Annotated in this window: 15 protein-coding genes; 12 read left to right on the top strand and 3 right to left on the bottom strand. The window is 44.5% G+C overall.

Translation table 11 applies throughout. The annotated features are described in order from the left end of the window. Positions 1-44: 44 nt before the first annotated feature. The 8 genes from zapE to sspB all read left to right on the top strand — a co-directional run bounded on the left by zapE (position 45) and on the right by sspB (position 6479). Positions 45-1148, top strand: coding sequence for a cell division protein ZapE (gene zapE / locus M9196_RS09970; RefSeq protein ID WP_250617397.1), 1104 nt, complete (start codon positions 45-47; stop codon positions 1146-1148). 214 nt (positions 1149-1362) lie between these two features. Beyond that, a complete protein-coding gene (gene rplM / locus M9196_RS09975) occupies positions 1363-1791 on the top strand; it encodes a 50S ribosomal protein L13 (protein WP_244358259.1) in 429 nt (142 codons plus the stop codon). A gap of 15 nt (positions 1792-1806) precedes the next feature. Then, positions 1807-2199: a 30S ribosomal protein S9 gene (gene rpsI, locus M9196_RS09980; protein WP_250617398.1), complete on the top strand. Its 393-nt coding sequence runs from the start codon at positions 1807-1809 to the stop codon at positions 2197-2199. A 459-nt stretch (positions 2200-2658) separates the two neighbouring features. Continuing rightward, positions 2659-3249 carry a ubiquinol-cytochrome c reductase iron-sulfur subunit gene (petA, locus tag M9196_RS09985; protein WP_102469799.1) on the top strand — a complete coding sequence of 197 codons (591 nt, stop codon included), beginning with the start codon at positions 2659-2661 and terminating at the stop codon, positions 3247-3249. Further along, entirely contained in the window at positions 3249-4514 is a 1266-nt protein-coding gene (locus M9196_RS09990) for a cytochrome b (protein WP_250617399.1), read from the top strand. The genes petA and M9196_RS09990 overlap by 1 nt, the downstream gene beginning before the upstream one ends. Next, the gene (locus tag M9196_RS09995; protein ID WP_250617400.1) at positions 4511-5248 is read left to right on the top strand and encodes a cytochrome c1; all 738 of its coding nucleotides are present in this window, start codon (positions 4511-4513) and stop codon (positions 5246-5248) included. The genes M9196_RS09990 and M9196_RS09995 overlap by 4 nt, the downstream gene beginning before the upstream one ends. Positions 5249-5336: 88 nt before the next feature. After that, on the top strand, positions 5337-5972 hold the full coding sequence (sspA, locus tag M9196_RS10000; protein ID WP_250617401.1) for a stringent starvation protein SspA: 636 nt from the start codon (positions 5337-5339) through the stop codon (positions 5970-5972). Positions 5973-5978: 6 nt separating this feature from the next. Further along, the gene (sspB, locus tag M9196_RS10005) at positions 5979-6479 is read left to right on the top strand and encodes a ClpXP protease specificity-enhancing factor (RefSeq protein ID WP_250617402.1); all 501 of its coding nucleotides are present in this window, start codon (positions 5979-5981) and stop codon (positions 6477-6479) included. 118 nt (positions 6480-6597) lie between these two features. On the opposite strand, the gene M9196_RS10010 is transcribed toward sspB, so the two are convergent. From M9196_RS10010 to M9196_RS10020, 3 genes are all read right to left on the bottom strand, one after another. Further along, on the bottom strand, positions 6598-7737 hold the full coding sequence (locus M9196_RS10010) for a glycerate kinase (protein WP_250617403.1): 1140 nt from the start codon (positions 7735-7737) through the stop codon (positions 6598-6600). A 9-nt stretch (positions 7738-7746) separates the two neighbouring features. After that, a complete protein-coding gene (locus M9196_RS10015; RefSeq protein WP_250617404.1) occupies positions 7747-9012 on the bottom strand; it encodes a GntP family permease in 1266 nt (421 codons plus the stop codon). Positions 9013-9174: 162 nt separating this feature from the next. Then, a complete protein-coding gene (locus M9196_RS10020; RefSeq protein ID WP_250617558.1) occupies positions 9175-10317 on the bottom strand; it encodes a sugar diacid recognition domain-containing protein in 1143 nt (380 codons plus the stop codon). Between the two features lie 93 nt (positions 10318-10410). Between M9196_RS10020 and M9196_RS10025 the strand changes: the two genes are divergently transcribed. The 4 genes from M9196_RS10025 (at position 10411) to M9196_RS10040 (ending at position 13746) form a co-directional block, all read left to right on the top strand. Next, positions 10411-10782 carry a YacL family protein gene (locus M9196_RS10025; protein WP_250617405.1) on the top strand — a complete coding sequence of 124 codons (372 nt, stop codon included), beginning with the start codon at positions 10411-10413 and terminating at the stop codon, positions 10780-10782. A 208-nt stretch (positions 10783-10990) separates the two neighbouring features. Beyond that, positions 10991-11329 (top strand): P-II family nitrogen regulator, encoded by a 339-nt coding sequence (locus M9196_RS10030; protein ID WP_250617406.1) that lies wholly within the window; start codon positions 10991-10993, stop codon positions 11327-11329. An 18-nt stretch (positions 11330-11347) separates the two neighbouring features. Next, complete coding sequence (locus M9196_RS10035) at positions 11348-12577, top strand: ammonium transporter (RefSeq protein ID WP_250617407.1); 1230 nt, start codon at positions 11348-11350, stop codon at positions 12575-12577. Between the two features lie 158 nt (positions 12578-12735). Further along, positions 12736-13746: a Fe(3+) ABC transporter substrate-binding protein gene (locus M9196_RS10040; RefSeq protein WP_250617408.1), complete on the top strand. Its 1011-nt coding sequence runs from the start codon at positions 12736-12738 to the stop codon at positions 13744-13746. The last annotated feature ends 5 nt before the right edge of the window (positions 13747-13751 follow it).

Below are 13751 nucleotides of genomic sequence, written 5' to 3' on the forward strand. Positions count from 1 at the left end.
AAATACGCCATTTATGGTTGTTGGATCTGTGCTGCGAGTTATCCATGACGCCGATAGAAAAATACAATAATGATATTGAAACAAATGGTTTTCAGCGCGATGCCGCTCAGCATCAGGCGGTGGAAGCATTAGACCGCCTTCATCATGAGTTCATCGATTACTTGAACTTTGAAGCGCCAGCGCTGACGATGATACAAAAATTACTAGGTAAATCCCCAGAAGAGGCGATTGCCCCACAAGGGTTATATTTTTGGGGCGGTGTTGGGCGGGGGAAAACCTACCTGATGGATGCGTTCTTCGACAGTCTACCTTCTGACAAAAAAATGCGAGTTCACTTCCATCGCTTTATGTATCGTGTTCATGATGAGCTGAAGAAATTAGGGGATATAGAGAATCCGCTAGAGAGTGTCGCCGATATTTTTCATGCTGAAACCAACATTATCTGTTTTGATGAGTTTTATGTCTCTGACATTACCGACGCAATGATTTTGTCTTCTTTAATGCAGGCACTATTTAATAGAGGCGTAGTGTTAGTTGCTACATCAAACATTCCTCCTGAAAACTTATACCGTAATGGTCTGCAGCGCGCGCGGTTCTTACCCACAATTGCCTTAATTCAAAAGCATTGCCACATTTTGAATGTTGATAGTGGTATCGATTACCGCTTGAGAACGCTAGAGCAAGCTGAAATTTATCATTACCCGTTGGATAACTCAGCGAATGAAAATCTTCATCGTTATTTTAAGCAGCTGGTTGTGGAAACTCGTCAGCCAGATACATCTATTGATATTAATCATCGGGATATCTCAGTTATTGCGTCGGTAGATGATGTTTTGTTCGCAACTTTTGAGCAGTTATGTCAGACGATGCGCAGCCAAAATGATTATATTGAAATGTCTCGACTTTATCACACTGTGCTATTGGCTGACGTGAAACAGATGGATGGCAAGCTTGATGATGCTGCGAGACGGTTTATTGCATTGGTTGATGAATTTTATGAGCGCCGCGTAAAATTGATTATTTCGGCGGAAGTGGAATTAGAGGCAATTTATACAACAGGGCAGCTTGAGTTTGAGTTTAAACGTTGTATTTCTCGCCTAACAGAAATGCAAAGTCATGATTATTTAGCCTCTGAGCACTTGGCATAAGGGTTTTTACCTATTTTGTCTAAAAAATAGGTGATTTTTTCCTCTAGCTTCTCTATAATCCTGCGACCTACCGTTACTGCGAGCCTCTAGTTATGACGAAAGTCTAGCTATGCCAAGTGTTTCCAACACTCGAAGGGGTGATGAATGGGACTCTTAGACAGTGGGAACAGTTTGTTCCTTAAGTGTAAATTTTTTTTAATAGGTAATTATTAGCATGAAAACTTTCGTTGCTAAACCAGAAACTGTAAAACGTGACTGGTATGTTGTAGACGCAGAAGGCAAAACTCTTGGCCGTATCGCAAGTGAGATCGCATCTCGTCTTCGTGGTAAGCATAAAGCTGAATACACTCCTCACGTAGACACTGGTGATTACATCATCGTTGTTAACGCTGAGAAAGTTACTGTAACTGGTAACAAAGCTAAAGGTAAAGTGTATTACCGTCACACTGAGTTCCCAGGTGGTCTTAAGTCTATCACTTTTGAAAAGTTGATCGACAAGAAGCCAGAAATGGTAATCGAACTAGCTGTTAAAGGTATGCTACCACGTGGTCCTCTAGGCCGTGCTATGTACCGTAAGCTAAAAGTTTACGCTGGCGCTGAGCACAATCATGCTGCTCAACAACCACAAGTACTAGACATCTAATTGGGGATATCAGAAATGGCAGAGAATCAATACTACGGCACTGGTCGTCGCAAAAGCTCAGCTGCTCGCGTTTTTATTAAACCAGGCACTGGCAACATCGTAATCAACAAGCGTGAACTAGAAGTTTACTTCGGTCGCGAAACTTCTTGCATGGTAGTTCGTCAGCCTCTTGAGCTTACTGAACTAACTGAGAAGCTAGATCTATTCGTTACTGTTAAAGGTGGCGGTATTTCTGGTCAAGCTGGTGCTATCCGTCACGGTATCACTCGCGCGCTTATGGAATACGACGAAACTCTACGTCCTGCTCTACGTGCAGCTGGCTATGTTACGCGTGACGCTCGTTGCGTTGAGCGTAAGAAAGTTGGTCTACGTAAAGCACGTCGTAAACCACAATTCTCAAAGCGTTAATTTTTCGTTATTCGAAAAATCTACGTTCCAGTTTATACTGGTTTGTGGTCCAAAAGCTCAGCCTCACGGCTGGGCTTTTTGTTTTTTTAGGCAGACATAAATCCTCTAGATTCATCAACTCCCCTTAATAGAGTTCGCTTTTCCTCCCTTTTGTGAACTGGCAAACGATTTCCTGCGATAGATGTTACGAAAAGGTAGCTTTATCTTGTCAAAAAGTAGGGTTTTCTTTATCATTTGCTATCAAATAAATACAACTAAAATTCTTATTTTGTTAGCCATGCTTTTTTGGTGATAACTAATATCGGAATGGACTCAAGTGTGTAGGTTTTAATTATAAAATATGCACGTTCAATTCAAGGAAGATAGCCAGCGGAATGGTTCCCCCGCGGTTATTTAACATGACAGAGCAGCTTGGATTCGCTTGGTATTGGCCCAAGGAGCATATGGGAGAAATGTTGGATGAGCAATGCGCCTTTAAATAACGGTCGTAGGCGTTTCCTTACTGCCACAACTGCGGTTGTCGGTGGTTTGGGAGCAGCTGCAGTCGCCGTTCCTTTTATTAAATCTTGGAACCCAAGTGCCAAAGCAAAGGCCGCTGGTGCTCCTGTAGAGGTTGAAGTCAGTAAACTTGAAGAGGGCCAAATGGTTCGCGTCGAGTGGCAAGGCAAACCTGTATGGGTCGTTAGGCGAGCACAGTCTGTTTTGGATAATCTGGGGACGTTATCAGATAAATTACGTGACCCACAATCTCAAGAAGAACAGCAACCGGAATATGCTCAAAATGGTTATCGCTCGATTAAACCAGAGTATTTTATCGCGGTTGGATTTTGTACTCACCTAGGGTGTTCACCAACCTACCTTGCTGATTCCTTTAGTGAGCAAGTCCAAGGTGTGAAATCAGGCTTCTTCTGTCCTTGTCATGGGTCTAAATTTGACATGGCAGGCCGAGTATTCCAAAACGTGCCGGCACCACTGAACCTAGTGATTCCTAAGCATATGTATTTGAGTGATACGAAAATTCTGATCGGCGTGGACGAGGGGGATGCATAATGCAAGCTGTACTTGATTGGGTAGAAAAACGACTACCTGCGATGAATGCTTATAAAAAGCATTTATCAGAATATCCAATGCCAAAGAACTTCAACTTTTGGTATTTATTCGGTTCTCTTGCCATGTTGGTCCTTGTTAACCAAATCCTAACAGGGATTTGGTTAACCATGAACTACGTACCGTCTGGTGAAGGCGCATTTGCGTCTGTTGAATACATCATGCGTGATGTGGAGTACGGCTGGTTATTGCGTTATATGCACTCAACGGGTGCATCTGCGTTCTTTGTTGTTATCTACCTTCATATGTTCCGCGGCCTGATTTATGGCTCATACCAAAAACCTCGTGAGTTACTTTGGGTTTTCGGCATGCTGATTTTCTTGGTGCTAATGGCAGAAGCCTTTATGGGCTACCTGCTTCCTTGGGGACAAATGTCTTATTGGGGCGCTCAGGTAATCATTTCATTGTTTGGTGCTATTCCCGTTATTGGTGATGATCTGACATTGTGGATCCGTGGTGATTACATCATCTCTGGCGCAACGCTAAACCGTTTCTTTGCCTTGCACGTTATCGCGCTACCAATTGTGCTATTGCTACTGATCGTTTTGCACGTTTTGGCATTGCATGAAGTGGGCTCAAATAACCCTGATGGTATCGAAACTAAGCTACCGAAAGGCACAATGGGCGATGACTACAAAACGCAGTTCAAATTCCATGATTACTACAGCAAAAAATACGACATCATTGATTCGATACCTTTCCATCCATATGGAACGGTAAAAGATATGGTGGGTATTGCAGGCTTCTTCTTCTTGTTCTGCTACGTGTTGTTTTTTAACCCAGAAATGGGTGGCTACTTCCTTGAGCCACCAAACTTTGAAGCGGCGAATCCTCTGAAAACACCAGAGCATATTGCCCCAGTTTGGTATTTCACACCGTTCTACGCCATCTTACGTGCTGTACCTGATAAGCTGTTAGGTGTGGTTGCGATGGGAGCCTCAATTGTATTCTTGTTCCTATTACCATGGTTCGATCGTTGTAAAGTTCGTTCATACCGTTATAGAAGCAAAATCCATTTGATTAATATCATTCAGTTTACGGTTTGCTTTATTGCGTTAGGCATTCTGGGTGCGCTTCCAGCAACGGCAACGTATACCTTGATGGCTCAAATCTTTAGTTTGGGATATTTCATGTTCTTCATTTTATTGTATGTCTACAGTAAAAATGAGAACACCAAGCCACTACCGGAGAGGGTGACATTTAAATGAAAAAGTGGATTGTAGTACTTTTTGCTCTGTTGCCATCTCTTGCACTAGCGGCGGGTGGGAACGTACATCTTGATAAAGCGAATAATGATCTGACAGACCAAGCATCATTGCAAAACGGTGCGAAGTTGTTCATGAACTATTGTTTTGCTTGTCACTCAACGCAGTATCAACGTTATGAGCGTGTTGCCAATGATCTTGGTATTCCAGTTGATCTGGCTAAGGAAAACTTAGTCTTTGACCCGGAAGCGAAAATTGGTGATCTGATGGTAAATGCGATGCCACAAAAGCAAGCGGCAGCTTGGTTTGGGGCTCCGCCACCGGATTTAACCTTAGTCGCTCGTGTACGCGGTGCGGATTGGTTGTATACCTACCTTCGTTCATTCTATGCTGATCCAAGTCGTCCATTTGGGGTGAATAACATCACGTTCCCAAATGTGGGCATGCCACACGTACTTGAAGAACTTCAAGGCATTCCTACTGCTATCGTGGAAACACATACCGTTGATGGCCAAGAAGTGGAAGTCATTGTTGGTACAGAGACGAACGGACGTGGTGAACTGAGTTCTGCGGAGTACGATGATGCGGTTCGTGATTTAGTCAACTTCCTTGAGTACTCGGGCGACCCAGTTAAACTGGAGCGTCACGCAATGGGTTGGTGGGTAATGGCATTCCTTGTGCTATTTACTATTGTCGTTGTGTTGCTGAAGAAAGAGTATTGGCGTGATGTACACTAATTGTGCTATCATGTCGCGCTGATTCTAAATTTTGTTAACAATGGAGGCCTAGCCTCCATTGTTTTTTGTAAGTATGCCGGAGGGCTCCATGGCTGTAGCTGCCAATAAACGTTCTGTGATGACTCTTTTTTCTAGTGCTACTGATCTATACAGCCACCAGGTTCGTATCGTTCTAGCTGAAAAGGGTGTCAGTGTTGAGGTTGAGTTAGTGGATGAGTCAAACATCCCTGCAGAGCTTGCTGAACTGAATCCATATAAAACCGTACCAACTTTGGTTGACCGTGAACTTGCGCTTTACGATTCAAAGATCATCATGGAATACCTAGATGAGCGTTTCCCTCATCCACCCCTAATGCCGGTTTATCCTGTTGCGCGTGGTAACAGCCGTTTAATGATTTATCGTATTGAACGTAACTGGTATACGCTTGCAGAGAAAGTAGTGAAAGGCACGCCTGAAGAGTCTGAAGCTGCACGCAATAAACTGCGTAATGACCTGCTAACACTTGCGCCTATTTTTGCTGAATACGAGTACTTCATGAGCGAAGAATTCAGCCTGATCGATTGCTACTTAGCTCCATTGTTGTGGCGTCTGCCTGAAATGGGTATCGAGCTTGTTGGTCCTGGTGCAAAAGAAATTAAGATTTACATGAACCGTGTATTTGAACGTGATTCATTCCTCGCTTCGCTAACAGAAGCTGAGCGTGAGATGCGTTTAGTTCGCTAATTATTCATGGATATCACTAAAATGACGCCTCGCCGTCCTTATATGCTTCGCGCATTCTATGACTGGCTGGCAGAAAATGACCTTACTCCGCATATCGTTGTTGATGCAACGTTACCGGGTGTACGAGTACCGTTAGAATTTGTTCAAGATGGCCAGATCATTTTGAACATCGCGTCTAGAGCTGTAGGTCAATTAGAATTAGGTAATGAAGCCATTACCTTTCACGCTCGCTTCGGTGGCAAGCCGCATTCGGTTATTGTTCCGCTTTATTCTGTGCAGGCTATCTATGCACGAGAAAATGGTGCTGGGACAATGTTTGAACCTGAAGATGCATATTCGTCTATTGAAGAGGAAGATGTTGCTACAGAGACGCCGATATCAGGCTTGTCTGTCGCAGAAGCTCCCGTCGTAGAATTGCCTGAAGACTCGGCGGTTGAATCGGAACCTGATGGTGATGATGAGCCTCCTAGAGCTAAAGGGCGACCAAGCTTACGAGTTGTGAAATAGTTTTATTTCATTAAAAAGACTGCTAATTAGCAGTCTTTTTTTTATTTTGATTACGCAGTGGTGTCGTTAACGGTTGGTCTCATTGCGTTAGCGCTTATCTGCATCGTGATCGCTGCCGTTATCGAGGCAGAGCCATAGCTAGTGCGGCGGCGACATTACGAGAGGTCATTTCTACATTAAATGCCGCTTCTTCTAAAGCGGTTGCCAGATCAGTTGCTCCTAGCACGACACTATAAACCGCATCAATACCGTGGTCATAAACGACGTGACAGTCTTTGGCTGTGCTACCTGCAATCGCAATCACAGGGATATTATAGGCTTTTGCCGTTCTTGCTACGCCAATTGGCGTCTTGCCATGGATAGTTTGGCTATCAATACGACCTTCACCGGTAATGACTAAGTTAGCATCGTTGACGATATCACTGAGTTGAACTGCATCCATGACGATCTGTATGCCCGGACGCAACTCGGCATTAAATAGCCCTAGAAATGCAGCGCCGAGTCCGCCAGCTGCACCAGCTCCAGGAGTGTGCTTAACGTCACGACCATTTGTTGCTTGGATAATATCAGCGTAGTGTGAAAGGTTAGCGTCAAGTGTCGCCACCATGGCAGGAGTCGCGCCTTTTTGTGGGCCAAATACAGCACTAGCACCTTTATCGCCACAGAGTGGGTTATCAACATCGCATGCGACTTCAAGCTTTATCTCTTTTAGCCTCGGGTCAATGTGATCAACGTTTATGGAGGCAAGTTTACTCAGTTCCCCACCACCATAACCGAGATTAGCACCTTCGCTATCAAGTAGCTGGACACCAAGTGCTTGTGCCATACCTAAGCCACCATCATTCGTTGCACTGCCACCGATGCCAACAATGATGTGTTTGACCCCCTTGTCTAGAGCAGCTTTGATTAGCTCACCTGTGCCATAAGATGTGGTAAGTAGTGGGTTACGTTGTTCCGCTGACACCAAGTGAATGCCTGAGGCGGCAGCCATTTCGATGATGGCAGTGCTGCCATCGCCGAGTAGACCGTAGAATCCTTCAACAGATTGACCTAGTGGGTCGGTGACGGATACCGATACTAGATCCCCTCCAGTCGCATCAATGAGTGATTGTACCGTTCCCTCTCCGCCATCAGCCATCGGTAACTTGATGTATTCGGCATTAGGCAGTACTTGTTTGAAGCCGTTTTCAATGGCTTGTGCAACTTCCATTGCGGTTAAACTTTCTTTATATGAATCAGGAGCAATTACAATTTTCATGACAAAACCTTATACAAATAAACCAAATACACCAAACATCATGACTGAGACAAAGGCGATCACTAGACCGACAGCGGACTCGTAAGGAATGAGTTTTAGGCGCTCGTGAATGTCCATATGAACAGCACCGCCCGTTGCGTGGAAGAAGCTACCATGTGGCATATGGTCGAGTACGGTTGCACCCGAGTGAATCATTGCAGCCCCTGCTAAAGCGGGAACACCAAGCTCTAGTATGGTGCCGCTAAATACGCTAGAAGCAACAGCAGTACCGGCTGTAGTCGACGCTGTCGCAAGTGACATCATGGCACCTGAAATTGGAGCCAGCAGGTAAGACGGTAATCCTGAGGATGTTAAGACGTCGATAAGCCCATCTTTTAGACCTGAGTTGGCGATGATGCCAGCCAAGGTACCTGTGCCGAGTAACATGACTGCTACAGGCGCCATGCGGCTAAGTCCTGATACAGCAAAGTGGTTGGTGTCGGCAAAGCGCCCCATAACGACAGCACCGATAAGACCACCGAGTGGTAACGCGATGAGTGGGTCAACGTTGATACCTGCAATTGGGCGTAGTGACAGGAGCGCAATCGCCACCATAGGGGCAGTGATAGAAGCACCAAAAGACGGGAGCGTAGAATGGTCAACGGCAACCACTTCACTTGCGGCTACTTTTGAACCTTTATTGATTAATTTTTTCGCGATGAAGTACGCGACAATCATACCGCAAATGCCAGGAATAACACCGGCTGCCATTACGGAGGTCAGTGGGACGTTAAACGCGTCGGCCGCCGCAATGGTATTTGGGTTAGGTGACATGACGTTACCCGCCTTGCCGCCCCCAACCATAGCAAGCAAAATAGCAGCTTTGGAAATATCGGCACGGTGTGCAATTGCTAGTGCGATAGGGGAAACGGTAATAACCGCTACGTCAACGAAGACACCAACAGCGGTAAGAATCATCGTTGCGATTGCTAGTGCAAGTAGTGCACGAGTTTCGCCGACCTTTTTGACAATGGTTTCTGCAATGGAAGTGGCCGCCCCAGATTCAATGAGCACGCCAGCTAACACACCTGCCGCGAGAATACGAAGTACAGCGGTGACAATGCCTTGTGCGCCGCCAATCATTAAGCTAACAGTATCGGTTAGAGAGACGCCACCAATGACACCACCAATGAGGGCGCCGATGATCATGCCGTATGCCGGTGGCACTTTCTTGAGAATGAGTGTTATAGCGACGACCAGTGCCGCTAAAGCACCGAAAGTAGAGACTTCGATCATGTTCAGTTTTCCGCGTAAGTTATTAGAATTTTTGTCGGTGTAGAGTTTCACCTTGTTGAAAACAGACTACCGACAGACGAAGGCTAAAGCTTTATGCGAAGTGACAGATTTAAATAAGATAATGATGCGCTATTTGTGCGAATGAACAAATTCCTGTTTCATTTACATACATTTTAAGGCGAGGTAAAGTTGAATTTTGTTATCTAACTTATTGATATTAAGTGTGGTTTCGTGTTCGATCTTATCTAGACGGTAACGTAGGGTATTACGGTGAATATGTAGGATTTCACAAGTTTGAGCTAGGTCGCAATTTTGCTCAAAAAAGACACGTAGCGTTTTTACTAGCACGTTCTTTGTGTCTGATGCGATCAGCTTATTGAGAGGGGCGGTGAGTTGCTGTGCACGCCAAGGATCACGCTTGATGCTACTGACTAATACTGACAATTTGTGATCGTGATAGAAAAGGATCGACTTTGCTTTCGGTTGGCAAATTTCCATCGTGGATTTAGCCGTTTCGTAAGATTTGGCTAATCCGATAACACCGGGAAAGTAATCGCCAATGGTCATTTGAATGGAGAAGTCGCACTCGTGGTCGATGCGTTTCATTAGTTTAGCAACGCGCTTTTGTTCTTCTTGTCTATTCCAAATAGTTTGTTGGACCGTTATCGGCTTAAGTACCACAATTTCGTTCATAGAGACCGAAACAATGCCGACAATATTGTCACGCTCTGGGTATTCGAGTAAATGCACCAGTCGTTGTAGATGCTCCAACGTTAGCGTTTCATTGGCTTTAGGGATCACTTTGATGACTGCAGCAACGCGCGGTTGATCGAGGTCTAGATCTAATCGCTGAGCAATGGAGAGCAGCTGCCCCTCGTTTAAGCGGGTTCCTTGAATTAGCTGCAGTAATAATTCCTCTCGGTGACGTTTATTCCATTGAATTTGGTGCATCAACGCAGCTTGTTCTACGATGAGTTCCGCCGTCATTTTGACTAATTCGCCATAGCTGCGCACGTCATCGGGTGTGCCAGAGATCCCCACAACACCAATGACGTTGTCGTCATAAATAATGGGTAAATTAATGCCTTTTTTTACCCCAGAGAGCGTCGATGCGACCGCATCGTTGATTTCAATAATGCGGTTGTCTTTGATAGCCAGCAATGCTCCGTCATGAGTGTGATGTAAGCGTGAAGGATCGCTGGAGCCAATTATCACACCGTTATCATCCATTACGTTGATTGAGTGTTGAATGATCTTCTTCGCTCTATCAACAATTTGCTTCGCTATCAGTGCGTTGAGTTGCATCATGTCGTCTCTACTACTAGGAATGTTTTGAGTATACCCGAGAACACTGGAATTTAAGGTATAATCACCGGGTTATTGCTAAGAGACAATGTGATGGAATTCGAATTTATTAAAAACTCGCTCACCGGAGAATATATGGTCCGGTGTGAAATGGGGCATGAGGTACTGGCACGTTTATTCCAAGAGGAAATATCAACGTGTGACCGCACCATTGCGGAAATCAACGCTCAAATTGCTTTAGCGTCGCAATATCCAAGCAAGGAGTTTCGTTGGGAAGGCAAAGAAATTTCGTTAAGCATTCTTGAGTCAGAAGTACATGTATTTGAAAACTGTCTGAATTTTGATGTGACTAGCGATAATGTGGAAGACTTTGAACTTTACAGTAGTGAAAGTTTTAGTGAATCAGGCCTTGAGGATTTTAGTTCCGTTGTAGGCCAATGGGAGCGATTTATTCACAATCGCTAAATTGCTTTTCCACTCGAGTGCACAATTCTAGTGCTTGAAACAATGCTTGCCTTATTTTTGTGAATGTATTGCACCATAAGGGTGCGATACATTTTCATTTTATTAACATATATTCATTCATTACTTATATATCAATGAGTTAAAAACTTGGCACGCGCCTTGAAAGTATTATTCCAACAACAGGGATACATACGGCGAAGGGGATGCCATGAAACTTATTAACGCAATCATCAAACCATTTAAATTAGACGACGTACGTGAAGCGCTGGCAGATGTTGGCATAGAAGGTATGACCGTTTCTGAGGTCAAAGGATTTGGCCGTCAAAAGGGACACACAGAACTGTACCGTGGTGCGGAATACCAAGTGGACTTTTTACCGAAAGTGAAGCTAGAGATTGCCACTCATGCTGATAACGTCGATCGTGTTGTCGAGGCAATTTCCAATGCCGCGCAAACCGGAAAGATTGGTGATGGTAAAATTTTTGTGTATGACTTGTGCCAAGCCGTTCGTATTCGTACGGGCGAAATGGACGCAGAAGCACTTTAAGGGATTGGAGAAATTATTATGGAATTAGCAACAACAGTAAGTGAACTACGCTACGCGCTGGATACGTTTTATTTTCTTATTTCAGGCGCTTTAGTTATGTGGATGGCAGCCGGTTTTGCCATGTTAGAGGCGGGCTTAGTTCGTTCTAAAAACACCACGGAAATTTTAACAAAAAACTTCTGCTTGTACGCTATTGCTTGTACTTGTTACTTGGTCGTCGGCTATCACATTATGTATGTCGATAACGCAGAGGCAGGATGGTTACCTTCATTCGGTGCATTAATTGGCACACAAGCAGAAGGTGCGGACCATTCGTTAGAATCGGACTTTTTCTTCCAAGTCGTGTTTGTTGCAACGGCAATGTCAGTCGTTTCTGGCGCGGTTGCTGAGCGAATGAAGTTATGGTCATTCTTAATTTTCTCTGTTGCCCTAACTGCCTTTATCTACCCAATGGAAGGATACTGGACATGGGGTGGCGGTTTCCTTTCTGAAGCAGGGTTTAGTGACTTTGCAGGGTCGGGTATTGTTCATATGGCAGGCGCTGCTGCAGCACTCTCTGGTGTGTTATTACTAGGTGCTCGTAAAGGTAAATATGGCAAGAACGGTGAAATCTATCCAATTCCAGGTTCAAACATGCCGCTGGCAACGTTAGGTACATTTATCCTTTGGTTAGGTTGGTTTGGTTTCAATGGTGGTTCTCAGCTGATGGTCTCTGACTTTGAGAATGCAACGGCGGTTGGACAAATCTTCTTGAATACCAATGCTGCTGCTGCTGCTGGTGCCATTGCGGCGATGTTAGTATGTAAAACAACGTGGGGTAAAGCTGACCTGACAATGATTCTCAACGGTGCACTTGCTGGCCTAGTAGCAATCACGGCGGACCCACTATCTCCATCACCTGTTTATTCTGTGGCAATTGGTGCTGTCGCTGGCGCACTCGTGGTATTTAGTATTATCGCTCTTGATAAAATTAAGATTGATGATCCAGTTGGTGCGATTTCAGTGCACGGTGTGTGTGGCTTCTTTGGCTTGATGGTCGTGCCACTGAGCAATGCTGATGCAACCTTTGGCGCTCAACTATTCGGCGCTGCTGTTATCTTTGCTTGGGTATTTGGTGCAAGCCTAGCGGTTTGGGCAGTGCTTAAAGCGACGATTGGTATCCGAGTATCAGAAGAAGAAGAATTAGAAGGTATGGATATGCATGATTGTGGTGTTGGGGCATACCCTGAGTTTGTTACTTCGAAGTAGCTAGAGCACAATATTCAGCATACAAATTGTTACACAATTGCTAAAAAACCTGCCCACAGTGGCAGGTTTTTTTATATCAGATCATTGTTTTCTGGACGTAGATGAATATAATAACGCAACTGATAAACGTTCTCATTTTAAATTAAAGGAACTAAATAATGAAAAAACTGCTAGCCCTATCAGCAATCGCCGCAGGTTTTGCGGCTCCAGCAATGGCTGCTGAAGAAGTCAACGTTTACTCTTACCGTCAACCGTTTCTTGTTGAGCCGATGTTCAATGAGTTTACTAAAGAGACTGGTATTAAGGTCAATGTAAAGTTTGCTAAAAAAGGCTTAGCAGAGAAGCTTCAACAAGAGGGCGAATATAGCCCAGCTGATGTAGTGTTAACCACCGACATTAGCCGCCTTGCTGAACTCACAGATAAAGATGTGGTTCAAGCTGTTGAAAGCGACGTTATCAATGCCAACGTTCCTGCACAATATCGTGACAAAGAAAATGAATGGTTTGCTCTTACATTGCGTACTCGTAATGTTTATTCATCAAAAGACCGTGTAGGCAAGCTTGGTGAAGACTTTAACTACGCTGATTTGGCGAACCCAGAGTACAAAGGTAAAATCTGTACTCGTAGTGGTAAGCACCCTTATAACGTCTCTTTGGTTTCTTCAATGATCGCCCACCATGGTGAAGCGGAAACGAAAGCTTGGCTAGAAGGCGTGAAGTCTAACTTGGCTCGCAAGCCTCAAGGTAACGATCGTGGTCAAGTAAAAGCGATTAAAGAAGGCCTTTGTGATGTATCACTAGGTAATAGCTACTACCTAGGCAAAATGGTTAACGACAAAGAACAAAAAGAATGGGCAGATGCGGTTTACATCAACTTCCCGAATCAAAAATCGGAAGGCACGCATGTAAACGTCAGCGGTATGGCGATGGCGAAATACGCGCCAAACCAAGAAAATGCTCTTAAATTAATGGAGTTCTTAACGGATACTACAGCACAGCAAATGTACGCAGAAGTGAACTATGAGTACCCTGTTAAAGAGGGTGTGAAGCGTTCGGAATTAGTTGAATCATGGGGCGACTATAAAGCCGACACGGTTTCACTTGATGACATCGCTGGTTATCATAATGCGGCAATCAAATTGTTAGATGAAGTTAAGTTCGACCTTTAATCGGT

The sequence above is a fragment of the Vibrio methylphosphonaticus genome (genome assembly GCF_023634655.1).
In the GTDB taxonomy this organism is placed as follows: domain Bacteria; phylum Pseudomonadota; class Gammaproteobacteria; order Enterobacterales; family Vibrionaceae; genus Vibrio; species Vibrio methylphosphonaticus.

Excerpts from the sequence above, each read along its gene's own strand:
- zapE (WP_250617397.1), top strand. The coding sequence starts at position 45 with ATGACGCCGATAGAAAAATACAATAATGATATTGAAACAAATGGTTTT.
- rplM (WP_244358259.1), top strand. The coding sequence starts at position 1,363 with ATGAAAACTTTCGTTGCTAAACCAGAAACTGTAAAACGTGACTGGTAT.
- rpsI (WP_250617398.1), top strand. The coding sequence starts at position 1,807 with ATGGCAGAGAATCAATACTACGGCACTGGTCGTCGCAAAAGCTCAGCT.
- petA (WP_102469799.1), top strand. The coding sequence starts at position 2,659 with ATGAGCAATGCGCCTTTAAATAACGGTCGTAGGCGTTTCCTTACTGCC.
- M9196_RS09990 (WP_250617399.1), top strand. The coding sequence starts at position 3,249 with ATGCAAGCTGTACTTGATTGGGTAGAAAAACGACTACCTGCGATGAAT.
- M9196_RS09995 (WP_250617400.1), top strand. The coding sequence starts at position 4,511 with ATGAAAAAGTGGATTGTAGTACTTTTTGCTCTGTTGCCATCTCTTGCA.
- sspA (WP_250617401.1), top strand. The coding sequence starts at position 5,337 with ATGGCTGTAGCTGCCAATAAACGTTCTGTGATGACTCTTTTTTCTAGT.
- sspB (WP_250617402.1), top strand. The coding sequence starts at position 5,979 with ATGGATATCACTAAAATGACGCCTCGCCGTCCTTATATGCTTCGCGCA.
- M9196_RS10010 (WP_250617403.1), bottom strand. The coding sequence starts at position 7,737 with ATGAAAATTGTAATTGCTCCTGATTCATATAAAGAAAGTTTAACCGCA.
- M9196_RS10015 (WP_250617404.1), bottom strand. The coding sequence starts at position 9,012 with ATGATCGAAGTCTCTACTTTCGGTGCTTTAGCGGCACTGGTCGTCGCT.
- M9196_RS10020 (WP_250617558.1), bottom strand. The coding sequence starts at position 10,317 with ATGCAACTCAACGCACTGATAGCGAAGCAAATTGTTGATAGAGCGAAG.
- M9196_RS10025 (WP_250617405.1), top strand. The coding sequence starts at position 10,411 with ATGGAATTCGAATTTATTAAAAACTCGCTCACCGGAGAATATATGGTC.
- M9196_RS10030 (WP_250617406.1), top strand. The coding sequence starts at position 10,991 with ATGAAACTTATTAACGCAATCATCAAACCATTTAAATTAGACGACGTA.
- M9196_RS10035 (WP_250617407.1), top strand. The coding sequence starts at position 11,348 with ATGGAATTAGCAACAACAGTAAGTGAACTACGCTACGCGCTGGATACG.
- M9196_RS10040 (WP_250617408.1), top strand. The coding sequence starts at position 12,736 with ATGAAAAAACTGCTAGCCCTATCAGCAATCGCCGCAGGTTTTGCGGCT.